Source organism: Bradyrhizobium canariense (genome assembly GCF_900105125.1).
In the GTDB taxonomy this organism is placed as follows: Bacteria; Pseudomonadota; Alphaproteobacteria; order Rhizobiales; family Xanthobacteraceae; genus Bradyrhizobium; species Bradyrhizobium canariense_A.
This window is the reverse complement of the sequence record NZ_LT629750.1, coordinates 6,564,580-6,588,712: the sequence shown is the minus strand read 5'-3', so window position 1 is coordinate 6,588,712 and position 24,133 is coordinate 6,564,580. Positions and strand designations below refer to the sequence as shown.

General features: G+C 63.1%; 21 protein-coding genes. 17 read left to right on the top strand and 4 right to left on the bottom strand.

Annotation, left to right across the window (positions count from 1 at the left end; genetic code table 11):
- Window positions 1-66 precede the first annotated feature (66 nt).
- The 5 genes from BLV09_RS31125 (at window position 67) to BLV09_RS31105 (ending at window position 5,589) form a co-directional block, all read left to right on the top strand.
- A complete protein-coding gene (locus BLV09_RS31125) occupies window positions 67-1,413 on the top strand; it encodes an aspartate aminotransferase family protein (RefSeq protein WP_100386052.1) in 1,347 nt (448 codons plus the stop codon).
- 116 nt (window positions 1,414-1,529) lie between these two features.
- Window positions 1,530-2,090 carry a phage holin family protein gene (locus BLV09_RS31120; protein WP_146690127.1) on the top strand — a complete coding sequence of 187 codons (561 nt, stop codon included), beginning with the start codon at window positions 1,530-1,532 and terminating at the stop codon, window positions 2,088-2,090.
- Between the two features lie 5 nt (window positions 2,091-2,095).
- Complete coding sequence (locus BLV09_RS31115) at window positions 2,096-3,223, top strand: YihY/virulence factor BrkB family protein (protein ID WP_146690126.1); 1,128 nt, start codon at window positions 2,096-2,098, stop codon at window positions 3,221-3,223.
- Between the two features lie 56 nt (window positions 3,224-3,279).
- The gene (locus BLV09_RS31110; protein ID WP_146690125.1) at window positions 3,280-4,722 is read left to right on the top strand and encodes an EAL domain-containing protein; all 1,443 of its coding nucleotides are present in this window, start codon (window positions 3,280-3,282) and stop codon (window positions 4,720-4,722) included.
- Window positions 4,723-4,737: 15 nt separating this feature from the next.
- The gene (locus BLV09_RS31105; protein ID WP_146690124.1) at window positions 4,738-5,589 is read left to right on the top strand and encodes a TIGR01459 family HAD-type hydrolase; all 852 of its coding nucleotides are present in this window, start codon (window positions 4,738-4,740) and stop codon (window positions 5,587-5,589) included.
- An 84-nt stretch (window positions 5,590-5,673) separates the two neighbouring features.
- Here BLV09_RS31105 and BLV09_RS31100 read toward each other — a convergent pair whose 3' ends face one another.
- The gene (locus tag BLV09_RS31100; protein ID WP_100386047.1) at window positions 5,674-6,069 is read right to left on the bottom strand and encodes a response regulator; all 396 of its coding nucleotides are present in this window, start codon (window positions 6,067-6,069) and stop codon (window positions 5,674-5,676) included.
- Between the two features lie 237 nt (window positions 6,070-6,306).
- Here BLV09_RS31100 and BLV09_RS31095 point away from each other — a divergent pair, with 237 nt between their 5' ends.
- The 11 genes from BLV09_RS31095 to BLV09_RS31045 all read left to right on the top strand — a co-directional run bounded on the left by BLV09_RS31095 (window position 6,307) and on the right by BLV09_RS31045 (window position 18,420).
- On the top strand, window positions 6,307-7,278 hold the full coding sequence (locus BLV09_RS31095; RefSeq protein WP_146690123.1) for a bifunctional riboflavin kinase/FAD synthetase: 972 nt from the start codon (window positions 6,307-6,309) through the stop codon (window positions 7,276-7,278).
- A 185-nt stretch (window positions 7,279-7,463) separates the two neighbouring features.
- Window positions 7,464-10,463 carry an isoleucine--tRNA ligase gene (gene ileS / locus BLV09_RS31090; RefSeq protein ID WP_146690122.1) on the top strand — a complete coding sequence of 1,000 codons (3,000 nt, stop codon included), beginning with the start codon at window positions 7,464-7,466 and terminating at the stop codon, window positions 10,461-10,463.
- Complete coding sequence (lspA, locus tag BLV09_RS31085) at window positions 10,460-10,954, top strand: signal peptidase II (RefSeq protein ID WP_167558935.1); 495 nt, start codon at window positions 10,460-10,462, stop codon at window positions 10,952-10,954. The genes ileS and lspA overlap by 4 nt, the downstream gene beginning before the upstream one ends.
- Before the next feature lie 96 nt (window positions 10,955-11,050).
- Window positions 11,051-11,782: a hypothetical protein gene (locus tag BLV09_RS31080; protein WP_146690121.1), complete on the top strand. Its 732-nt coding sequence runs from the start codon at window positions 11,051-11,053 to the stop codon at window positions 11,780-11,782.
- Window positions 11,783-11,900: 118 nt separating this feature from the next.
- The gene (locus BLV09_RS31075) at window positions 11,901-13,289 is read left to right on the top strand and encodes a M16 family metallopeptidase (RefSeq protein WP_146690120.1); all 1,389 of its coding nucleotides are present in this window, start codon (window positions 11,901-11,903) and stop codon (window positions 13,287-13,289) included.
- A 56-nt stretch (window positions 13,290-13,345) separates the two neighbouring features.
- On the top strand, window positions 13,346-14,662 hold the full coding sequence (locus BLV09_RS31070) for a M16 family metallopeptidase (protein ID WP_433994453.1): 1,317 nt from the start codon (window positions 13,346-13,348) through the stop codon (window positions 14,660-14,662).
- A 70-nt stretch (window positions 14,663-14,732) separates the two neighbouring features.
- Entirely contained in the window at window positions 14,733-15,152 is a 420-nt protein-coding gene (arfB, locus tag BLV09_RS31065) for an alternative ribosome rescue aminoacyl-tRNA hydrolase ArfB (protein ID WP_146690118.1), read from the top strand.
- Window positions 15,153-15,502: 350 nt separating this feature from the next.
- Window positions 15,503-15,838: a c-type cytochrome gene (locus tag BLV09_RS31060; protein WP_146691382.1), complete on the top strand. Its 336-nt coding sequence runs from the start codon at window positions 15,503-15,505 to the stop codon at window positions 15,836-15,838.
- Window positions 15,839-16,234, top strand: coding sequence for a VOC family protein (locus BLV09_RS31055; protein WP_146690117.1), 396 nt, complete (start codon window positions 15,839-15,841; stop codon window positions 16,232-16,234). It abuts the gene before it with no gap.
- Window positions 16,235-16,268: 34 nt separating this feature from the next.
- Window positions 16,269-16,817, top strand: a complete 549-nt coding sequence (locus BLV09_RS31050; RefSeq protein WP_146690116.1) for a gluconate 2-dehydrogenase subunit 3 family protein — start codon at window positions 16,269-16,271, stop codon at window positions 16,815-16,817.
- 34 nt (window positions 16,818-16,851) lie between these two features.
- On the top strand, window positions 16,852-18,420 hold the full coding sequence (locus BLV09_RS31045) for a GMC family oxidoreductase (protein ID WP_100386037.1): 1,569 nt from the start codon (window positions 16,852-16,854) through the stop codon (window positions 18,418-18,420).
- Window positions 18,421-18,519: 99 nt separating this feature from the next.
- Here BLV09_RS31045 and BLV09_RS31040 read toward each other — a convergent pair whose 3' ends face one another.
- Window positions 18,520-18,837, bottom strand: coding sequence for a ribbon-helix-helix domain-containing protein (locus BLV09_RS31040; protein WP_100386036.1), 318 nt, complete (start codon window positions 18,835-18,837; stop codon window positions 18,520-18,522).
- Between the two features lie 287 nt (window positions 18,838-19,124).
- Here BLV09_RS31040 and mutL point away from each other — a divergent pair, with 287 nt between their 5' ends.
- Window positions 19,125-20,936 carry a DNA mismatch repair endonuclease MutL gene (mutL, locus tag BLV09_RS31035; RefSeq protein WP_146690115.1) on the top strand — a complete coding sequence of 604 codons (1,812 nt, stop codon included), beginning with the start codon at window positions 19,125-19,127 and terminating at the stop codon, window positions 20,934-20,936.
- 160 nt (window positions 20,937-21,096) lie between these two features.
- On the opposite strand, the gene rsmD is transcribed toward mutL, so the two are convergent.
- On the bottom strand, window positions 21,097-21,648 hold the full coding sequence (rsmD, locus tag BLV09_RS31030) for a 16S rRNA (guanine(966)-N(2))-methyltransferase RsmD (RefSeq protein ID WP_146690114.1): 552 nt from the start codon (window positions 21,646-21,648) through the stop codon (window positions 21,097-21,099).
- Between the two features lie 182 nt (window positions 21,649-21,830).
- On the bottom strand, window positions 21,831-24,026 hold the full coding sequence (locus tag BLV09_RS31020) for a pseudouridine synthase (protein WP_146690113.1): 2,196 nt from the start codon (window positions 24,024-24,026) through the stop codon (window positions 21,831-21,833).
- Window positions 24,027-24,133 lie beyond the last annotated feature (107 nt).

Here is a 24,133-nt window from a genome sequence, read left to right as displayed (position 1 = left end):
TCCCGTACCGCCGCGAAGCTGATAGCCTGCGGATAGCCGCCAAACCCTAAAACACAAGAGGCCACTATGCTCGACAAGAGCCCACGCCCTGCCGCCGTCAACGTACCGAACGACCTCGCCGCGCACTGGATGCCGTTTACCGCCAACCGCGCCTTCAAGAAGGCGCCGCGGCTGCTCGCCGGCGCCAAGGACATGCATTACATCACCGTCGATGGCCGCAAGATCATCGATGCCGCCTCCGGCATGTGGTGCACCAATGCCGGTCACGGCCGCACCCAGATTTCGTCGGCGATCGCCAAGCAGGCTGAAGCGTTGGATTATGCGCCGCCGTTCCAGTTCGGCATCCCGCAGGCCTTCGAACTCGCCAGCCGCATTGCCGATCTCGCGCCGGCCGGCCTCGATCACGTGTTCTTTTGCAATTCCGGATCGGAGGCCGCCGATACCGCGCTGAAGATCGCGCTGGCCTATCACCAGATCAACGGCCAGGGCAGCCGCACCCGCCTGATCGGCCGCGAGCGCGGCTATCACGGCGTTGGCTTCGGCGGCACGTCGGTGGGCGGCATCGTCAACAACCGCAAGATGTTCGGAACGCTGCTGGCCGGCGTCGACCATCTTCCAGCGACCTATGACCGCGAGAAGCAGGCCTTCACCAAAGGCGAGCCGGACTACGGCGTCCATTTCGCCGACGAGCTGGAGCGCCTGGTCAACCTGCATGGGGCCACAACCATTGCCGCCGTGATCGTCGAGCCGATGGCGGGATCGACCGGCGTGCTGCCGGCGCCCAAGGGCTATCTCAAGCGGTTGCGCGAGATCACCCAGAAGCACGGCATTCTGCTGATTTTCGACGAGGTCATCACCGGCTATGGCCGGCTCGGCTACGCCTTCGCCGCAGAGCGCTACGGCGTGCTGCCGGACATGATCACCTTTGCCAAGGGCATCACCAATGGCGCGGCTCCGATGGGCGGCGTGATCGTGCGTGACACCATTCACGACGCCTTCATGAGCGGTCCGGAGCATGTGGTGGAGTTGACCCACGGCTACACCTATTCGGCGCATCCGCTGGCTTGCGCCGCGGGCCTTGCGACGCTCGACATCTACCGCGACGAGAAACTGTTCGAGCGCGCCCTCAAGCTCGAGCCGAAATTCGCCGACGCCGTGATGACGCTGAAGGGCCAGCCGAACGTGGTCGACATCCGCACCATCGGCCTGACGGCCGGCATCGACCTCGCGTCGCGCCCAGACTTGGTCGGCAAGCGCGGCTTCGATGCGCTGAACAGCGCCTTCCACGACAACGATCTGATGCTGCGCATCGCCGGCGACACGCTGGCCCTGACGCCGCCGCTGATCGTCAGCGAAGAGCAGATCGGCGAGATCGTCGAGAAGGTCGCCAAGGTGATCCGCGCGGTCGCGTAACACGGCTCGCACCACTCCTCTCCCTCAAGTGCAGGGAGGGGAGCAGGTTCGGAACATTCGAAACCAATCCACGTTCCTCCCTCACAGGGCAACCGGCCCCGTGATGGAGGAATGACATGCTCGCGCCTTCGAGCGATCTGCTGCGCGCCGGGGTGGGGCTCAAGCTCAACCAGATCAAGCTGGCGATACGGTCATATCTTCGCGACCGGACCAATCAGGCGACCGGCACGGTTACATCCTATGCCGTCGCGACCGGATTATTCGCTGTGGCGGGTATTTTCCTGATCGCCGCCTGCTTCGTCGGCATCACCGCGCTGTTTCGCTGGGTTGAAATCAACTACGGGCTGTTTGACGCGTTCGGCGTTGTCGGCGCGTTGCTGCTCTTGATCGCCGCCATCTGCGCGGCTCTCGCCGCCGTGAAACTCAAGCGTCCCTCGCCGCACTTCCCCTCCCTCACCAGCCGTCTGCGCGTCGCGGTATCCGGGACTGTGGCCGATCCGGACAAGATCGAGGCCTTGCTGCCTTCGAGCGCACCGCAGCCACGCCTCAACCGACACCAACGGAAGACGCAGGCCGCTGCGGCGTGGAATAACCGTGACGTCCGCACCGGGCTGATCCTGATGGCGACCTTACTCGGCTGGGCCGCCGCGCGGCGGCGCCGGGCGCGACGAATGTAAGTCCGATGTCCGACCAGCGAGCGGCTCCCAACAACAATTTGCTGCTGATCGCGGCCACCACCATCCTGGTGCTCTCGCTCGAGCACTATCTTTCAAGCCGGGTGCCCCAACCATCCTCGGAGGAGCTGCCGCCTCCTGATACGGATGCTTCCCCACATGACGTCTCGCAACGGGCCCACGGCCGGGAATTCACCAACCCGTTTCGGATCCCGTGGACCGGCTGGAAGCAGATTCTGTGGCGCACCTATGAGCGGACGAGCGAAGACCGCCTGCTTGCGACCGCCGCGGGGGTGGTGTTCTACGGCCTGCTCGCAGTATTTCCGACAATCACCGCACTGGTGTCTTGCTACGGCCTGTTCGCCAATCCCGTGACCATCGGCGCCAATCTGCAAACGCTGGCGCTGATGCTGCCGGAAGGCTCGTTCCAGATCGCGCAGGATCAGATCGCGCGCGTGCTGATGAAAGGCAATACCGCGCTGGGCGCGGCGTTCCTGTTCAGCCTCGCCTTCGCCCTCTGGAGCGCCAATGCCGGCGTCAAGGCGGTGATCGATGCGTTGAACGTCGTCTATGAGGAACGGGAAAAGCGCAGCTTCATCCGGCTGAACTTGCTCTCGCTGGCGTTCACCACCGGCGGCATCGCAGCGCTGCTGCTGATGGTCGGCGCGGTGGTGGCGGTACCGCTGGCGCTCGACCATGTCGGCCTGGCGCCGGAGAGCCAGTCTATCGTGCGCCTGACGCGGTGGCCGCTGCTGCTGGTGATCCTGTTGTTCGCGCTTGGGTTGCTCTACCGGTTCGGACCGAGCCGGCGGCCCGCCCGGTGGGAATGGCTGAGCGTGGGAGCACTGGCCGCGGCCTTGCTGTGGATCGCAGGCTCCGGCTTGCTGTCATGGTATCTGTCGAATTTCGGAAACTACGGCGCGACCTATGGCTCGCTGGGAGCCGCCATCGGCCTAATGATGTGGATGTGGATGTCGGCCATCATCGTGCTGTGCGGCGCCGAGCTGAATTCTGAAATCGAGCACCAGACCGCGCTGGACACCGCGATCGGTCGCCCAAAACCGCGTGGCGTCCGCCGCGCCGTCATGGCCGACACGCTGGGAGCAGCGGTTCCGGCCGTGCCCAAAGAACACTAGCTGCTCGAATCAACATTGATGCTAAGCTTGCAACGCTTGGGGGAGCGTGGCGCAACATGATCCGTATTTCCACGATTTTTATCGCCATCTGCATGGTGCTGGTCGCAGCCTCGCTCGGCCTCGTTCTGTATTCCGTGGCGGGCATCAGCGGAACGGAATCCGCGATCGTGGCGCTCACCGCACTGACGTTTCTGATCCTCTACAACGCGGTGTCGATGCGGCTGCGCGATCGCACCGACGTCGGCGGACAAATCACGGACCTGTCGCGCGGCACCGCCGACCTCGCCCGCCAGGTTGCCGAATTCGGACGCCGCCTTGCCGTCGTCGAGGGCCGTGTCACGTCGGCCAACTCAACCGGCGCGGACCGCATCCAGGCTGTCGTCGGCGAGATCAATGAACTCGGCGTGCTGGTCAAACAACTCGCCGCCTCCGTCGCGACCCATGACGATCTGCTGGCGTCGGGCGTGCCGGCCGCAGCGCCTGTGCCGGCGAACCAGCCGGAACATGACCGGCAAAAGCAGCTGCCTTTGTCCGGCGAAGGCACCAGCGTTGCGGCACCTGCCGCCGCGCCGCCGGTCACCGTCGCGGCCGAGCCCGTGTCTTCCCACAACCAGGCGCAAGTCCTTACCGCCGTCAAAAATGCCATCGAGGAAAACCGGCTCGATCTCTATCTGCAGCCGATGGTGACCTTGCCGCAGCGCAAGGTGCGCTTCTATGAGGCGGTGACGCGGCTGCGCGACGACAAGGACCAGATCATCACCGCGGACGATTTCGTCGGGATCGCCGAAGCCGCCGGACTGATCGGACGGATCGATCATATGGTGATGCTGCGCTGCGTGCAGGTGCTGCGCCGGCTGATGGTGCGCAACAAGGAGGTCGGGATATTCTGCAACGTCGCCGCCGCGACGCTTGGCAATCCAGCCACCTTTGCGCAATGCCTCGATTTCCTTGAAGCCAATCGCGCGCTGGCTCCCGCATTCGTGCTCGAATTCAAGCAGGCAACATTCCGCAATCTGGGCTCGACCGAGACCGAACATCTGGCGGCTTTGGTGCAGCGCGGATTCCGTTTCTCCATCGACCACGTCACGGACCTGCGGATCGAGCCGCGCGAGCTGGCCGATCGCGGGGTCCGCTTCATCAAGGTGCCCGCCGTGCTGCTGCTCGATCAAAGGCAGACCTCGACCTCCGACATCCACCCTTCCGATCTTTCCGATCTGCTCGGCCGGTTCGGAATCGACCTGATCGCCGAACGGATCGAAGGGGAACGTTCAGTGGTCGATCTGCTCGATTACGATGTGCGGTTCGGGCAGGGCTTCCTGTTTGCACCTCCCCGGCCGTTGCGGCCGGAGGGAGCATCTGCTACCGGCGGGGCCGCTCCCAACAAGGTGCAGGACACCAATGGCCCCGGCAAAACCACTCCCATCGACGCTCCGGCGATCGATCCTCCCAGGTCTAGCGGCAATGCCGCGCTGGCGCGGCGCGCCGCCGGACCGGGCTGACCGGCAATCCCTGCAATGACCCTTCGCTTTGCCGAGAAGCTGCGCGACCTCGTAGGCGGCGTCGACGTCGTGCTCAGCGATATCTGGGGCGTGGTCCATAACGGACTTGAAGCGTTCCCCGAAGCCTGCGAGGCGCTTCATACCTTTCGCAAGCAGGGCGGCACCGTCATTCTCATTACCAATGCACCGCGCCCTGCGGATTCAGTGCAGCGGCAATTGCGCAAGCTTCATGTCGCCGACGACATTTATGATGCCATCGTCAGTTCAGGCGATCTCACCCGGCATTTCGTCGCCGATCATCCCGGCCGGAAAGTATTCTGGCTCGGCCCGGAACGCGACAATTCGATCTACCGCGGCCTTGATCCGGTGCTCGCGCCGCTGCCGGAGGCCGATTACATCGTCTGCACCGGCCTGATGGACGACGAGACCGAGTCCGCCGAAGATTATCGCGGCATGATGATGCAGGCGCGCGAGCGCGAGCTGACGCTGATCTGCGCCAATCCCGACATCGTTGTCGAACGCGGCGACCGCCTGATCTACTGCGCGGGCGCCATCGCCGAACTCTATCGCGAACTCGGCGGCGAGGTGATCTTCTACGGCAAGCCGCATCGGCCGATCTATGAACGCGCCATGGAGCTTGCCGCCGAACGCCGTGGCCAGCCGCCTCAGCTCAGCCGCGTTTTGGCGATTGGCGATTCCGTACGGACGGATCTGGCGGGCGCCCATAATTTTGGGATCGATTGCTTGTTCGTCACGCGCGGCATCCACGCCGAGGATTTCGAAGGCATCGACCAGCTGGACCCCGCCTCGGTGAAAGAGCTGTTCGGCCATCCGCCGCGGGCGCTGACGCGCGAGTTGCGCTGGTAAAGCGCAGCATCGCCAAAACGCAAATGCCCGGGACAGGCCCGGGCATTGCGAATTGGGACGCGTACCGTCCGAGTGTGGAAGCGCTTACGCGCTCGCCATATCCGGGAACACCGCCTCGATCTTGGTCTTCAGCGTGGCCGCATTGAACGGCTTAACGATGTAATTGTTCACACCGGCCTTCTTGGCCGCGATCACGTTCTCGGTCTTTGATTCCGCCGTGATCATGATGAACGGCGTGGTCGCCAGATTGGGGTCGGCCCGCACTTCCCGGAGCAGGTCGTAACCGGTCATCGGTTCCATGTTCCAGTCGGAAATCACGAGTCCGTACTTCTTGCCGCGCATCTTGTTCAGCGCCGCTGATCCGTCGCTGGCATCGTCGATATTCTCAAAGCCAAGCTGTTTCAGGAGATTTCTGATGATGCGGATCATGGTGTTGTAGTCATCCACCACCAAAACCGACATCGATAGATCAACCGCCATCTTGGACCCCCGCACGACACTGACGCCGCATACGATTAATTAGGCCTGCACAAGGCCGGAACGCCCCGCAGTTCATCCCCAAGCAGTAGCATCAGCCGTTAAACAGCCCGTTAACCCGCCGGCCGGCCCGAACCGGGTCTGCTACCTCCCCGAGGCCCGATTGGGCGTCCCTTGACTTCGCCGGGCCCGCCAAGTCACGGTCCCGCCGCACCCGATTTGAGCCGAAGAATCCCCAAAATGACATCTGGCTTTACTGTTATCCGCGATTCCACGCCGTCAGCCGCGATCCCGAAGGGGACCGTGGTCGCCATGGGGAACTTCGATGGCGTCCACCTCGGCCACCGCGCCGTTATCGCGGCAGCCCTTGCCATGGGGCGCGCCCACGGCAAACCGGCGCTGGCGGTGACGTTCGAGCCCCATCCGCGCAGTTTTTTCAGCCCGAATTCACCCCAATTCCGCCTCTCCGACGAGACCAGCAAGCTTCGGCTATTGGCTGGAACCGGGCTGGCGGGCGCCGTGGTGATGACTTTCGACAAGAACCGGGCCGGGACCACGGCGCAAGACTTCATTCACCATGATCTGATCGACCGGCTCGGCATAAGCGGGATTGCCGTCGGCTATGACTTCCACTTCGGCAAGGGCCGGGTCGGATCGCCCAGCCTTTTGGTCGGCGAGGCGCCCCGGCTCGGCATCGAGGTCGATGTGCAGCCGCACGTCGATATCGACGAACGGCCGGTCTCCTCCAGCGCCATCCGCATGGCGCTGGCCGAAGGACAGATCGACGACGCCACCGCGATGCTCGGCGGCCCATGGTTCGTGTCCGGCGAGGTGATCCATGGCGAGAAACGCGGCCGCGATCTCGGCTATCCCACCGCCAATATCCGTCTCGACAAGAATTGCGGGCTCAAGCACGGCATCTACGCCGTGCGGGTCGGCCGCGGCGATCAACGCTTCGATGGCGTCGCGAGCTTTGGCCGCCGCCCGACCTTCGACAATGGCGCGCCGCTGCTCGAGGTTTTCCTGTTCGATTTCAAGGGCGATCTCTACGGAACGGCGCTGGACGTTGCCTTCATCGGCTTTATCCGCGAGGAGCTGAAGTTCGACAGCATCGAAGCGCTGGTGCGCCAGATGGATGACGACAGCGCGCGCGCCCGCGCCGCTCTGGCGGCGGCGCCGGCGGCTTTCCCGAAGCTTGGGACCATAGGTTAAGGCGCCGGCAGGGCTTTGCGATCCGGCGGCTGGCTGCTATGGAAAGCCCCATGTTTGCGCGGCGCACCATAAGCATTAGCGGCCCGGCTTCTGCCTGAGCTTCGGCTCGGCGGAAAACCGGGACCTGCTTCATGCATCCGCGATCAGTCGCGTTTCAGCGCCCTTCGAGCCAAACCAGAGCATTCATGTCCGACAAGCTGCAAAAATCCGAAGCCGCCGACTATTCCAAAACCCTGTTCCTGCCGCAGACGGAATTCCCGATGCGCGCCGGCCTGCCCCAGCGCGAGCCGGAAATCCTCAAGCATTGGAACGAGATCGGCCTCTACGAGAAGCTGCGCAAGTCCGCCGCCGGCCGGGTCAAATTCGTGCTGCATGATGGCCCGCCCTATGCCAACGGCAACATCCATATCGGGCATGCGCTGAACAAGATCCTCAAGGACGTCGTCACCAAGAGCCAGCAAATGCTGGGCTTCGACTCCAATTATGTGCCGGGCTGGGACTGCCACGGCCTGCCGATCGAATGGAAGATCGAGGAGGAGAACTACCGCTCCAAAGGCAAGCAGAAGCCCGATTTCCGCGACTCCGCGGCGATGGTGGCGTTCCGCCGCGAGTGTCGCGCCTATGCGACGCACTGGCTCAACGTGCAGCGCGAGGAATTCAAGCGGCTCGGCATCATCGGTGACTGGAATCACCCCTACGCCACCATGGATTATTTCGCCGAAGCCCAGATCGCGCGCGAACTGATGAAATTCGCGGCCAACGGCACGCTCTATCGCGGCTCCAAGCCCGTGATGTGGAGTGTGGTGGAAAAAACCGCGCTGGCCGAAGCCGAGGTCGAGTATGAGGACTACACCTCCGATACGGTGTGGGTGAAATTTCCGGTTTCCTCACCGGCGCATGGCGCGCTGGCCAGCGCTTCCGTGGTGATCTGGACCACTACGCCTTGGACATTACCCGGCAATCGCGCCATCAGTTTCTCGCCGAAAATCTCCTATGGGCTCTACAAGGTCACGGACGCGCCCGCTGATAACTGGACCAAAGCCGGCGATCTTCTGCTGCTCGCGGATGCGCTTGCGGAAAGCGTATTCAAGCAAGCGCGCGTCACCGCCTACGAGAAGGTCCGCGACATCCCGGCCGACACCCTTGATGCGGTGGAATGTGCGCACCCGTTGAAAGGTCTCAGCGGCGGCTACGAATTCACGGTTCCGCTGCTCCCCGGCGACCACGTTACCGACGACACCGGCACCGGCTTCGTTCACACCGCGCCCGGCCACGGCCGCGAGGACTTCGACGTCTGGACGGCGAATGCGCGCGAGCTGGAATCCCGCGGCATCAACACCACCATTCCCTATACCGTCGACGAGAACGGCGCGCTGACCGATCAGGCGCCGGGGTTCACGGGAAAACGCGTGATCAACGACAAGGGCGAAAAGGGCGACGCCAACGAGGCCGTGATCAAGGCGCTGGTCGAACGCGGCATGCTGCTGGCGCGCGGCCGTCTCAAGCACCAATACCCGCATTCCTGGCGTTCGAAGAAACCGGTGATCTTCCGCAACACGCCGCAATGGTTCATCGCCATGGACAAGGACATTGCCGATGACGGCAAAGCAAAGCCCGGCGACACGCTTCGCGCCCGCGCGCTGCATGCCATCTCGGTCACCCAGTGGGTGCCACCGGCGGGACAGAACCGCATCACCGGCATGATCGCGGGCCGTCCCGACTGGGTGATCTCGCGCCAGCGCGCCTGGGGCGTGCCGATCGCGGTCTTCGTGCGCGAAAAAGGCGACGGCTCCGCGGAAATCCTGCAGGACGACGCCGTCAATAAACGCATTGCGGACGCCTGCGAGCAGGAAGGCGCCGACGCCTGGTACATGGACGGCGCGCGCGAACGCTTCCTCGGCTCGCATGCCAATGAAGAATGGAAGAAGGTCGACGACATCTGCGACGTCTGGTTCGATTCCGGTTCGACCCACGCCTTCGTGCTGGAAGACCCCGTGCATTTTCCGGGCCTGGCCGGCATCAAGCGCAAGATCGACGGCGGCCAGGATACCGTGATGTATCTCGAAGGAAGTGACCAGCATCGCGGCTGGTTCCATTCGTCGCTGTTAGAAAGCTGCGGCACCCGCGGCCGCGCGCCCTACGACGTGGTGCTGACGCACGGCTTCACGCTCGACGAGAACGGCCGCAAGATGTCGAAGTCGCTCGGCAACACCGTCGAGCCGCAAAAGGTGATGAAGGATTCGGGCGCTGATATCCTGCGACTGTGGGTATGCGCGACCGATTATGCCGACGACCAGCGCATCGGTCCGGAAATCCTGAAAAACACCATCGAGACCTATCGCAAGCTGCGCAACTCGATCCGCTGGATGCTCGGCACGCTGCACCACTTCAAGCCGGCCGATGCGATCGCCTATGCCGACATGCCCGAACTGGAGCGGCTGATGCTGCATCAGCTCGCCGAGCAGGCGGCGATCGTGCGCCAAGCCTACGCCGAGTTCGACTATAAAACCGTGATCGCGAGCCTTTCGGCGTTCATGAACACCGAGCTGTCGGCGTTCTATTTCGATATCCGCAAGGACACTCTGTATTGCGACCCGCCATCGTCGCTGGCCCGCAAGGCCGCGTTGACCACGATCGACATGATTTGCGATGCGATCCTGAAATGGCTGGCGCCGGTGCTGTCGTTCACGACCGAGGAGGCGTGGCGGATGTACAGGCCGGAGGCCGAGCCCTCGGTGCATCTCACGCTGTTTCCCGAAGGCCTCGAAAAATTCCGCGACGATACGCTGGCCGCTAAATGGGAAATCATTCGCAACGTCCGCCGTGTCGTCACCGGAGCGCTGGAACTGGAGCGCGCCGCCAAGCGCATCGGCTCGTCGCTGGAAGCCTCGCCGCTGCTTTACGTTTCCGACAAGACGATCTTTGCGACGTTGTTCGATATCGATCTGGCGGAAGTCTGCATCACTTCGAACGCGATGGCGACCAACGAGGATGCGCCGGTCGATGCGTTCCGGCTGAATGACGTGCCGGGCGTCGCCGTGGTGGTGGAGAAAGCCGTCGGCACCAAATGCGCGCGGTCGTGGAAGATCCTGCCCACTGTCGGCGAAGATCCTGAATATCCCGACGTGTCGCCGCGCGACGCGCAGGCGCTGCGCGAATGGAAGGCGCTGGGGGTAGCCGTTTGACTTTTCCCCGCTCCGGCATCATTGCCGCCATCGCCGTGCTGATCCTGGATCAGGCGTCGAAACTGTGGCTGCTGCGGGTGTTCGACATCGCTCACCGCGGCGCGGTGGAGGTGACGTCGTTTTTCGATCTGGTGCTGGCCTGGAACGTCGGGATCAGCTTCGGCTGGTTCCAGAGCGACAGTCCGCTGGCGCAGACCGCCCTGATGATCGTCAAGGCCGTGGCCGTGATCGTTCTGGCGATCTGGATGGCGCGGTCACGTACCCTGATCGCGACCGTGGCGCTCGGCCTGATCATTGGCGGCGCCATCGGCAACGCCATCGACCGCTTCGTTTACGGCGCCGTGGTCGATTTCGCCCTGTTCCATGTCCAGCTCGGCGGCCATACCTACAATTGGTACGTGTTTAACCTCGCCGACGTGGCGATTGTTGCCGGGGTAGCGGCCCTATTGTATGATTCCTTCCTGGGGGTACCCGCCGCAAAAGCGCCCTGATCCCGGCTGATACGGACCCTCAGGGCTTGAATGGCTTACCGGAGCGGAGCTGCGCCCGTTGGCGACCCGCGGAAAAATTTGAACAGGAACAGTGCGATGCGCGACACCAAAGCCAGCGATTGGTTTGTGCAGGATGCGTCAAGCGTGCCGGTGCGCGTCCTGCGTATCGCTGCGGTCGCCTTGGGCATTGGTCTGGTGATGGCGGTGGGCGTCGCGCGTGCCCAGGACGCCGATGAAGATGACGACAAGACCTTCGAAGAGAAGATCATCGAAGGTATCATGTCCGGAATCGGCGGCACCAACATGGAAAACCGGGGCATCGATTATCGCGAACGTTCCCCGCTGGTCGTGCCCCCCAAGATTGATCTGCCGCCGCCGGCCGCCCCGACGGCCGAGGTCAAGGTCCCGAACTGGCCGAAAGATCCCGACGAAGCCCGGCGTAAGGCCGCCATCGCAGCGCGCAAGAAGGAAAACAAGGATCCTGTCGAAGCCTCCCGCATCCTGACGCCAAGCGAACTTAATGTCGGCAGGACGGCCGCCGGATCTGGCGGCAGCACCGCCAACTCGGAAAGCCTGCAGCCCGGCGGCGATCCGGGCATGCACGCGGTCCTCAACCCGTCCGAGCTCGGCTATACCGGCGGCTTTATGGGCATGTTCCACGGCAATACAACCGAGACCGCACCGTTCAAAGGTGAGCCGACCCGGGATTCCCTGACCCAGCCTCCGACCGGATACCAGACGCCGTCGCCGAATTTTGCGTACGGCACCGGTCCGAAGGAATCGCTTAACAAGGAATATAATCCTGCCGCCGGCAAGTATGGCGAATAATCGCCTCTCGCAGCCGACCCATTGCGCTCAACTTCGTGACATCCGGTGGCCCACGCTCCGCGTATAGTGCCGCGGCTCTATCCCGAATGCTTCTGTTCGGGCCTCCAGACAGGTCATAATGCACACGCACCGTTACGCCGTTTCTGTCGTCGCTGCGCTGGTATCAGCGTTCGCTTTCTTCACGCAGGGCGCTGTCGCCCAGACCACGGTCACCTCGGATCCTCCCGCCACGTTTACCCTCGGCAACGGCCTGAAAGTGGTTGTGATCCCCGATCACCGCACGCCGGTCGTCACCCAGATGATCTGGTACAAGGTCGGCTCCGCCGATGAGACGCCCGGCAAGTCAGGTCTTGCGCACTTCCTCGAACATCTGATGTTCAAGGGCACCAGCAAGCATCCGGCCGGCGAATTCTCCCAGACCGTGCTGCGGGTCGGCGGCAATGAGAACGCCTTCACGTCCACCGATTACACCGGTTATTTCCAGCGCGTGCCCCGCGACCAGCTCGGCCGGATGATGGAGTTCGAGGCCGATCGCATGACCGGCCTGATCCTGAAGGATGAAAACGTGCTGCCAGAGCGCGACGTCGTGCTCGAAGAATACAACATGCGGGTCGCCAACAATCCGGAGGCGCGACTGATCGAGCAGGTCATGGCGGCGCTCTATCTCAATCATCCCTATGGCCGTCCGGTGATCGGCTGGCACCAGGAAATCGAGAAACTCAACCGCGAAGATGCCCTGGCGTTCTACAGGCGCTTTTACGCGCCGAACAATGCGACGCTGGTGATCGCCGGTGACGTCGATGCCAAGGACATCCGCCCGATGGCAGAACGGACATTCGGCGAAGTCGCGGCACAGCCCGACATACCGGCGCAGCGCCTTCGTCCGCAGGAGCCGCCGCCGATCGCGCCGCGCACCGTGACGTTCGCCGATGCCCGCGTCGAACAGCCCAAGCTGATGCGCTATTACCTGGTTCCGTCCGCGACAACCGCCGCCGCCGGGGAAAGCCCTGCGCTCGACGTGCTCGCGCAATTGATGGGCGGCGGCAGCAATTCCTATCTCTATCGCGCACTGGTGGTCGACCAGCCGCTCGCCGTCAGCGCCAGCGCGGGATATCAGGGTACCTCACTCGACGCGACGCAATTCATGATCTCGGCCTCGCCGAAACCGGGCGTCGAGTTCCCGCAGATCGAGCAGGTAATCGATCGCGTGATATCGGACGTCGCACAAAACACGGTGCCCGCCGAAGATCTCGAGCGGGTCAAGACGCAACTTATCGCCTCGGCGATTTACGCCCAGGACAATCAGGCGACGCTGGCGCGCTGGTACGGTGCCGCGCTCACGACGGGCTTGAGCATCGAGGACATCAGAAGCTGGCCCGACCGCATTCGCGCCGTCACCGCCGAACAGGTGCGCGCGGCCGCGCAGAAGTGGCTCGACAAGAAGCGATCGGTGACGGGTTACTTGATCAAGGACAGCGCGCCGAAGCGCGAGGAGAAGCGCTCGTGACCTATTCCTGGATTTGCACTCGGCGCACCGCGCTCATTCTTGGCGCCTGCCTCGCTATGGCGCCGTTGACGTCAACGCCATCGCACGCAGCGGCCAAGATCCAGCATCTGGTTTCACCCGGCGGCATCGAGGCCTGGTTCGTGCAGGACTCCACCGTGCCGCTGATCGCGATGGAATACGCCTTCGTCGGCGGCGCAGCCCAGGATCCGGCCGATAAACCCGGCGTCGGCAATCTGGTCGCAGACCTGCTCGATGAAGGTTCCGGCGATCTGGATTCCAAGACCTTTCACGAGCGGCTCGACCGCCGCGCCATCGAGCTGAGCTTCAGCGCGAGCCGGGATTATTTCCGCGGCTCGCTGCGCATGCTCAAGGACACCCGCGACGAAGCCTTCGATTTGCTCCGGATGTCACTGACGTCGCCGCATTTCGACAACGCCGACGTCGAACGGATTCGCTCGCAGATCATTTCCAATCTGCAAAGCGACACCAGCAATCCATCGGCGCTGGCCGGCCGCAAATTCCTGGAAATGGCCTTTGGTGACCACCCCTATGGAAGGCCATCCGAGGGCAGCCTGGAGAGCGTGCCGAAAATCAACGTCGCCGACCTGAAGGACTACGTTCGCCGCGTGCTGGCCAAAGATACGCTGAAGGTGGCCGTCGTCGGCGATGTCGACGCCGACACGCTCGGCAAATTGCTCGACCACACGTTCGGCAGCTTGCCGGCCAAGGCGAGCCTCACGCCGGTCCCCGATATCGAGGTTGCCAAGCCGCCGCAGCGCGCGCTCATCCCGCTCGACGTGCCGCAGACCGTGGTGACGTTCGGCGGACCCGGCATCAAGCGCCACGATCCGAATTTCATGGCTGCCTACGTCGTCAATCATATTCTCGGCGGCGCCGGGCTGTCGTCACGGCTTTACCGCGAAGTGCGCGAGAAGCGCGGGCTTGCCTATTCGGTCTATGAATCGCTGGTATGGATGGAGCACTCCGCGCTGTTCGTCGGAAACACCGGAACACGCTCCGACCGCGCCGGCGAGACGGTCGAAGCCATCAACAAGGAAGTCCGCCGCATCGCCGAGGAAGGCCCGACCCAGAAGGAATTGGACGAAGCCAAGTCCTACCTTAAGGGCTCGCAGATGCTGGCGCTCGACACCTCTTCCAAGCTCGCCTCGGCGATGCTGCAATATCAGCTCGATCGGCTGCCCATCGACTATATCGAAAAGCGCAACGCCATCGTCGACGCCGTGACCCTCGACGATGCGAAGGCCGCAGCCAAGCGTCTGTGGGGACAGGGCTTGCTCACCGTGATCGTCGGCCGCACCCCGCAAGCCGCCGCTGAGCCCGTGGCCGCCACTCCGCCGCCCACAGCAAACTGAGCCGTGCTCTACGCGCGGTTCCGGAAGAACATGCTACATACGCGTCACCCTTGAGGCTTCCGGTGACGCCATGCTGCGGATTTCCCGCGATCTCCTGATCAACGAAGACGATATCGAGATCGGCTTCGTGCGCGCCTCCGGTCCGGGCGGACAAAACGTCAACAAGCTTGCGACCGCGGCGCAGTTGCGGTTCGATACCCGCCGGATCACGCTGGCGGACGATGCCGCGGCGCGGCTCGCCCGGCTCGCAGGCCAGCGCATGACCAAGGACGGCGTGATCGTGATCCACGCGCAACGCTTCCGTACCCAGGAACGCAATCGCGCCGACGCCATCGACCGGCTGCTGGAACTGCTGCGCGAGGCGATGGTGCGGCCGACGCCGCGTCGTGCCACACGGCCGACGCTGGGCTCGAAGCAGCGCCGGCTGGAAGGCAAGAAGCACCGCGGCGACATCAAGGCGAGGCGCGGCCGCGGCGGCTTCGACGACTAGATCATGATTCAACTGAGTTGAATCATGATCCAGCGTTATCTTTTTGTTTGAGCATGATCTTTTCCGAAAACCGGTTTCCACTTTTCCGGATCATGCTCCAGATCATGAAGCGATCCGGTTCTTGCCGGATCGCTCCAGGACAACTCAGAACTAGGACAGCTGGCTTGCCTGATCCGCGCTCGGGCAGAACACATGTCCGCGTTTTGTCCTGCCGTGAAACAGCCCGCTACTACCACCGCCGGTTCGTAGCGACCTAAAGTCCGTGCACGCCAACGGTGATGCACATGACAAAGCGGCGCGCGGTACATGCAATCGGACTGGGATGTTGCAGCGCGGTGCTGGTCGTGAAAATGGCTGGCGCGCAGATACCGCTGCCCACCGCGAAGCCGTCGGATGGCGCGGCATTGTTCAAAACACAATGCGCGACCTGCCACACCACCAATCTGTCCGATCCGGTCCGCCAGGGTCCGCCGCTGTTCAAGATCATCGGCCGGCACGCCGGCAAAGCGGACGGATTCCACTATTCAGCCGGGTTTGCGAAAGCCGATTTCGTCTGGGATGAGGCCAAACTGGATGTCTGGCTGACCAATCCGCAGGAGGTCGTTCCGGGCGCCGTCATGGCGTACCGGCAATCAAAACCCGAGATCCGCACGGCCGTCATCGCCTATCTCAAGGAGCTGAACTGAATGGCAAAACCGGTTCACTCGATGATCCGCGTTCTCGATGAAGCGAAGTCGCTCGACTTTTACGCGCGGGCCTTCGGGCTCGAAGTCGCCGACCATCTCAAATTTCCGGACTTCGCGCTGATCTATCTGCGTCATCCGTCTTCACCGTTCGAGGTTGAACTGACGGTCAACTTCGATCGCAAGGAGCCCTACTCGCTCGGCGACGGGTACGGCCATCTCGCTGTCGTCGTCGACAACGTCGACGCCGAGCACGCCCGGTTCGAACAGGAAAAGCTGTCCCCCGGACCGCTGCGCGATTTCAAGCATGACGGCGCGACGCTGGCCCGCTTTTTCTTCGTCGCCGATCCCGACGGTTACAAAATCGAGGTGATCCAGAAAGGCGGCCGCTTCGGTTAATCGCAAACAACAAAACAATCAGTGGAGGAGAGCCATGAGAGAAGTTGATCGTCGAAGCAAATATAATCGCCGAGTATTTCTTCAGGGCGCTGCGAGCGCGGTACCGGTCGCCGCAGTGGCGACAAGCTCAGGTCTGGGCATCACGGACGCCTGGGCCGAGGACGCAACCGCGCTGACGCCTGCGACGCTGAAGACGCTGGTGAAAGTCGCGCGCGATATCTATCCGCACGACTTCCTGGTCGACAGTTATTACGTCACCGCGATCAAGCCATGGAACGGCAAGGCGGCAAAGGACCCGGCCGTCAAGGCGATGCTTGAAGATGGCGTTCGGCGTCTCGATCAGGACGCACATGATCGGCACCAGGTTGCCTACGCCCAGGTCCCCTGGGAAACCGACCGGATCGTGTTGCTGCAGGGAATCGAGCAGACCGACTTCTTCAAGAAGGTTCGCTCCGATCTTGTTGTCTCTCTCTACAACCAGGAAGAGGTGTGGCCGAAGTTCGGCTACGAGGGCTCATCCGCCGAGCATGGTGGCTACATCAAGCGTGGTTTCAACGACATCGATTGGCTGCCGAAAGTCTGAAGGCTTCGAGCAAACCTGGTTGGGAGAACATGTCATGGCGAAATTCGATCTGAATGACGACGGCGTCGTCGTAATAGTGGGTTCCGGTGCAGGCGGCGGAACGCTGGGAAACGAACTGGCCCAGAAAGGCATCAAGGTCGTGATCCTCGAGGCCGGCGCACGCAACGAGATCCAGGACTTCATCAACAACGAATGGGACAGTTTCACGCAACTGGCGTGGAAGGACATGCGAACGACATCCGGCAACTGGCGTGTCGCCAAGGACTTCCCGAACCTGCCGGCATGGATCGTCAAGTCGGTGGGCGGTTCGACCGTCCACTGGGCCGGCGCATCACTGCGGTTCGACGAGCACGAATTCAGGATCCGCAGCACCTACGGCAATGTGCCGGGCGCCAACGTGCTCGACTGGCCGATCTCGCTGGCCGAGATGGAGCCCTGGTACGCCAAGGCCGAAAACAAGATGGGGGTGACCCGCACCAACGGCATCCCCGGATTGCCCGGCAACAATAATTTCAAGGTGCTCGAAGCCGGCGCCAAGAAGGTCGGCTACAAGGAAGTCCACACCGGCCGGATGGCGATCAACAGCGAGCCACGCGACGGCCGCGGCTCCTGTCAGCAGATCGGTTTCTGTTTCCAGGGCTGCAAATCCGGCGCGAAATGGTCAACGCTCTACACCGAAATCCCCAAAGGCGAAGCGACCGGAAATCTTGAAGTGCGTCCCAACAGCATGGCGCTCAAGATCGAGCACGATGGGTCGGGAAAGGTGACCGGAATCGTCTATGCGGATGAAGCCGGAAAGACGCAGCGTCAAAAGGCGCGGATCGTTGCCGTCGCCGGCAATTCGATCGAAAGCCCTCGCCTGCTCCTCAACAGTGCGTCCAATACGTTCCCCGACGGCCTCGCCAACAGCTCAGGACAGGTCGGCCGCAATTACATGCGTCACATGACCGGCAGCGTCTATGCGGTGTTCGACAAGTCGGTGCACATGTATCGCGGCACCACCATGGCCGGCATCATCCGCGATGAGGCACGGCACGATCCGTCGCGCGGCTTCATGGGCGGCTACGAGATGGAGACGCTGTCGCTTGGCTTGCCCTTCATGGCGGCGTTTCTCAATCCGGGCGCATGGGGCCGCAGTTTCACCAGCGCGATGGAACAATATCCCCAGATGGCCGGCATGTGGCTGGTTGGGGAAGATCTGCCGCAGGAAACCAATCGCGTCACGCTCGACCCGACGGCCAAGGACACCTACGGCTTGCCGGTTGCGAGCGTGCATTACGACGATCATCCCAACGATGTCGCGATGCGTGACCACGCCTACAAGCAGGGCTCAGCGGTGTACGAGGCGATCGGCGCAACGGCCACCTTCCCGACGCCGCCTTATCCCAGCACCCATAATCTGGGAACCAACCGCATGAGCGCGAAGGCAAAAGACGGCGTTGTCAACAAATTCGGGCAGACTCACGACGTCAAGAATCTGTTCGTCTCCGACGGTAGCCAGTTCACCAGCAGCGCGGCCTGCAATCCGACACTGACCATCGTTTCGCTCGCTATCCGGCAGGCGGATCATATCGCGGGCGCAATGCAGCGGAAGGAAATCTAGAATCTTTTGCCGATGCTCAAGTCAGGATGCGCCACGCGGCACGTCCTGACCGACAACGTTTGAATCCGGGGAGGCGAGGCCAGCTCGGGCGGGCCGCGCCTATTCGGCTGCGACCAGTCTCGGTGCGGCGCCCTCAAGAAAATCGGGCATCACGGCAACGACCTTCGACCGATAGATCAGGCACGAACAGCGCAGCAGCGAAGCAAAATTATGCACTTCGCCGCAATGATCCAGCACCTCGCTGTAAAGGCGCGTCAGGAATTTCGCGAGACTCATGTCTTCCTTGCTCGCGATTTCTTCAAGCGTATCCCAGAAAGCCATCTCCAGCCGGATGGACGTGCAATGGCCATCGATCCGAAGCGATCTGGTCTGTGATTCATAGTCCCGTTGCGGCTGATGAGCGAACAGCTGGCACATAGGATATCCTCCCGATCTTTTTATAGCTTTTCTAAACGATATACCCGGTTGGCACGGGTCACAATGTTCCTGTCATTGCCCGACGCGCGGCACCAATCGGCATATCGTGCAACCGGGAGCGGCGCCTCTCCCGATGGGAACAGGCCGAGAAACTCTTGGACCGAGAAACCATTGGGGCCAAGAAACCCTTGGGACCAAGAAACCCTTGGGTTTGATGGCCCCACCCTCCCCTCACCGGGCAAAAGCTCCTAGATTGGCGAACTCCTCCCACGAGTCGCCCAAAACCCATGCCGGTCCGCCAACTCCCCGAACAGGTCGTCAACCGCATCGCAGCCGGCGAAGTCGTCGAACGTCCGGCCAGCGTGGTCAAGGAACTGGTGGAAAACGCCATCGACGCCGGCGCCAGCCGGATCGACATCTTCACCGATGGCGGCGGCCGGCGGCGGATCGGTATCACCGACGATGGCAGCGGCATGACCCACAGCGATCTGGCGCTGGCCGTGGATCGCCACGCCACCTCCAAACTCGACGATGAGGACCTGCTGCGAATCCGCACGCTGGGGTTTCGCGGCGAGGCGCTGCCTTCGATCGGCGCGGTGGCAAAGCTTGGCATCACCACGCGCCATGCCACCGAGCCACATGCCTGGTCGCTGTCGGTCGAAGCCGGCGAAAAATCCGGCATCATGCCGGCAGCGCTTTCTCACGGCACACGCGTCGAAGTCAGCGACCTGTTTTACGCCACGCCGGCGCGGCTGAAATTCCTCAAGACCGATCGCACCGAAGCCGAAGCGATCCGCGAAGTGGTCCGCCGCCTTGCCATGGCGCGGCCCGACATTGCCTTTACGCTCGCCGGCGAAGAGCGCGCGCCCGTCACCTGGGCCGCCGCGCTGCCGGGCGCCCCCGGCCGGCTCACGCGGCTTGGCGATATCCTGGGCGCGGATTTTCGCTCCAGCGCAATCGAAGTACGGGCCGAGCGCGACGGCGTGGTCGTCGAAGGCTTTGCCGCGGCGCCATCGCTGACCCGCGCCAACGCGCTCGGGCAATATCTGTTCGTCAACGGCCGCCCGGTGCGCGACAAGCTGATCCTGGGCGCAGTGCGCGCAGCCTATTCCGACTATCTGCCGCGCGACCGCCATCCGGTGGTGGCGCTGTTCGTCACGCTGGATCCGCAGGAGGTCGACGCCAATGTGCATCCGGCCAAGACCGAGGTCCGGTTCCGCAACGCGGGCCTGGTCCGCGCATTAATCGTGCACGCCCTGAAAGAAGGTCTCGCCCGCGAAGGCAAGCGCACCGCGGCCAATGTCGACGGCGCGGCGATCTCGTCGTTCCGTCCTTCATTCGCGCCACGCTCGACCAATTGGGACTGGCGACGCTCGCCGGCCTATCCGGTCAACCCGCAGCCAGCGTTTGAGGCCGCGATCGCGACAGCCTTTGCCGAGCCCGGACAGGCCGCGTTCGACGTCGGCACGCCCACAGCCGACGTTCGTTTCGAGCAGGCGCCGTCAGCCGATCTGCTCGACCGCCCACTGGGCGCGGCGCGGACACAAATTCACGAGACCTACATCGTCTCACAAACCCGCGACGGTCTTGTCGTCGTGGATCAGCACGCCGCCCATGAGCGCATCGTCTATGAAAAGCTCAAGGCATCGCTGGCGAAGAACGGCGTGCAGCGGCAAATCCTGCTGATTCCGGAGATCGTCGAGTTGGACGAAGCGACGGTCGAGAGGCTCGTCGATCGCGCCGAGGAACTGGCCTCGTTCGGATTGGCGATCGAATCCTTCGGCCCCGGCGCGATCGCTGTGCGCGAGACGCCGTCGCTGCTCGGCAAGGCCAATGCGGGATCGCTGCTGCGCGATCTCGCCGAGCACATGGCGGAATGGGACGAGGCGTTGCCGCTGGAACGCAAGCTGATGCATGTCGCGGCCACCATGGCCTGCCATGGCTCGGTACGCGCCGGCCGCCGCCTCAAGCCGGAGGAGATGAATGCGTTGCTCCGAGAGATGGAAGACACGCCAAATTCCGGCCAGTGCAATCACGGCCGCCCGACCTATGTGGAACTGAAACTCGCGGATATCGAGAAGCTGTTCGGGCGGCGGTAGGGCGAGGTGAGCCTGTCGTGACGATTAGTATGTTCGTCATTCCGGGGCGATGCGGAAGCATCGAACTACGATGTGCAATTGCACATCGGAGAATCTCGAGATTCCGGATCGCCGCTTCGCGCCGTCCGGAATGACGGACGTACGAATGGATTGCCATGAATTACGCTCGCAAAAACACAAACTCCGTGTCGTCATAGGCGCGGCGCTCCAGTTCTTCGAAACCTTCTGGCGCGACAAACTCCGCCGCCTTGGCCTCCTCAACCACTAGCAGCGCGGCGGGTGACAGCCAACCGCCGTCGCGCAACGAGGCCAGCGCCTTCTCGGCGAGCTTCATGCGATAGGGCGGATCGAGAAACACCAGTGAGAACGGCTCGACCGGATGCGCGGGGCCAAGATCGGTGGCATCGCGGCGGAACACTTTTGTCACGCCGCCCAGACCGAGCGCTTCGACATTGTTGCGCAGCAGCGCGCGCGCTTCCGCTCCGTTATCGACGAACAACGTGAATCGCGCGCCGCGCGAAACCGCTTCGATCCCGAGCGCGCCGGTGCCGGCGAACAGGTCGAGCACCCGGGCGTCGGTAATCGGATCATCATAGGCGTGGATGAGGATGTTGAACACCGACTCGCGCAACCGATCCGCAGTAGGGCGAATGTCGCGCGACGACGGCGACGCCAGATTACGCCCTCTCAATCGCCCACCGACGACGCGCATCAGAATACGCCGCTGCGTTCCCCTCCCCCTTGTGGGGAGGGGTTAGGGGTGGGGGTGCCACACCCAAAGACCTCGCGCGGGGCACCCCCCACCCTGCCCCTCCCCCGCAAGGGGGGAGGGAACGGAGAGGGCACCCGTGCGAACGCCATAAATGGAAGAGACACGAAGTTCATGTAGCCGGCTTACTCGTCCCGCGGCTTCAGATCGCGCTTGCCGTGATAACCGCGCTGCGGACGGCGCGGCGGGCCGTAGCCACTGGCCTCGGCTTCATTGCGCGCGCGTGCTTCCTCGCTGCCGGTGCGTTGCACCAGCACCCGGCGGCCCTTGCGGTCGGCGATCAGGCCGCTTTTGCCAGCCGGCTTGAACGGCTTTTTGCCGCGCGGCGCATCGCTCTCTTCATTCGCGGGTTTGGTGTCAGCCTCGCCCGGCATCGGCCGGTTGAAATCCGCGCCTGCCAGCGCGGCGATCTTCTCGCCGAGCTGGTCGCGCAGCACCCGGGTCTTGACCTCCTCGACCTCGCCCTCGGCAAGTTCGGCCAATTGGAACGGACCATAGGACACGCGGATCAGGCGGTTCACTTCAAGACCGAGATGCGCCATCACGTTGCGGACTTCACGGTTCTTGCCTTCGCGGATCGCAAACACCAGCCAGACATTGGCGCCCTGGTCGCGCTCCAGCGTCGCATCGATCGAACCGTATTTGATACCATCAACCTCGACGCCCTTCTTGAGTTCATCGAGTTGCGCCTGCGTGACCTCGCCGTGGGCCCGCACGCGATAGCGCCGAAGCCAACCGGTTTCGGGCAATTCGAGCGCGCGCGCCAGGCCGCCGTCATTGGTCAGCAGCAACAGGCCCTCGGTGTTGAAATCGAGCCGGCCGATGCTGATCAGCCGCGGCAGGCCTTCGGGCAGATTGTCGAACACCGTCGGCCGACCTTCGGGGTCGGCATGGGTGGTCATCAGGCCGCGCGGCTTGTGATACATGAACAACCGCGTGCGCTCGCGCGGCGGTAATGGCTTGCCGTCAACCGCAACGACATCATTGGCGGTGACATCGAGCGCCGGCGAATTGATCACGCGACCGTTGACGGTGACGCGGCCCTGTACGATCCATTCTTCGGCGTCGCGGCGCGAGGCCAGCCCTGCTCGCGACACCACCTTGGCGATGCGCTCGCCAGACTTCTTTTCGCGCGGCGGACGCGCCTGACCGCGCTCATCAGGCGTACGTTCGCGATAAGCGCCACGACCGCCGAAGGCCGGGCGTTTGACGAAAACCTTGCTGTCATCCTCGTTGTCGCGGCGCGGCCGGTCGGCATCGCGTTCGCTGCGCGGATGCTCCTGCCAATCCGTGCGGCCTTCATGTCTTCCACCGGCGCGGTCGAATTTGGGCCGCTCGCGAAATGGACGATCCCCTGCGGGACGATCCTCGCGTGAGCGCGAAAATCGCGGGCGCTCCTCGCCACCACGATCGTCCCGCGGTTTGTCAAAGCGCGGCCTATCAAACTTCGGCTTGTCGAAACTTCTTGCGCCATCACGAGACGGGCGCGAATTGCGGCCAACGTGATCGGGCGAACTGGCGTCGCGCTTCTGCCAGGGTTTTGAATCACCGCGTTCGGGGCGATCACCAAAATCCTTGCGTGGACCGCGAGAGAATTTGCTGTCGCCGCCAAACTTTCTTTCGGGCCGATCGCCGCGGGGACGGTCGCCATCACGCGGCGGCCGCGCACGATAGGGGCGGTCGCCCTGGGGCCGGTCACCCTCTTTTCGAAAACCTTCGCCGCGCGGCGTGTAGGGCCGCTTCTCGCCGCCGCCATCTCGTGATGCGTAAGGTTTTTTGTCGCCAAATTTCCGGTCGGAAAATCGCGCAGCCGGGCGACCCTCGCTGCGCTCGCCACGTGGCGCACGATCATCGCGATTGTAATTCGGGCGATCGCCGCGCGGCGTATACGGGCGCTTTTCGCCATCGCCACGGGACGGACGATCGGCAAAAGGCCGATCGCCGCGGGGCCGGTCATCCCTGTTGAAACGGGCAGGACGCGGAGCGTCCCCATCATGGCGGCGCGGAGCATCGCCGTCCTCTCGATGCGGCGGTCGACCTTCACGCTTGCCGGCGTAAGGTTTGCCGGAACCGGAATAGGGCTTCTTGCCATACGGCTTGTTGCCAAATGACTTGTTGCCAAACGACTTGGCGCCGTCGGATTTCCCGACATAGGGGCGCCGCTCACCGTCGCGCTTGTCGCCGTCGTCCCTTTTCGTGAAGCCCCGCTTGGCGAACTTCTTCTCCGGACCCCTTGCGGCGCCGGAACGGCCCTTGCCGCCCGAGGGCCGATCACGCCGGCCGCGCGGGGAAGCGTTGTCTTTGTCGTTATCGCGGGGCATGAAGGGGTCTCACTTAGGGCTGTAGGGCAAATAGTAACGAATGCGCACTCTCTGGTTTGAGCCGCATTCTTTCGCAAAATCGGTATCCACTTTTGCTGAAGGCACAT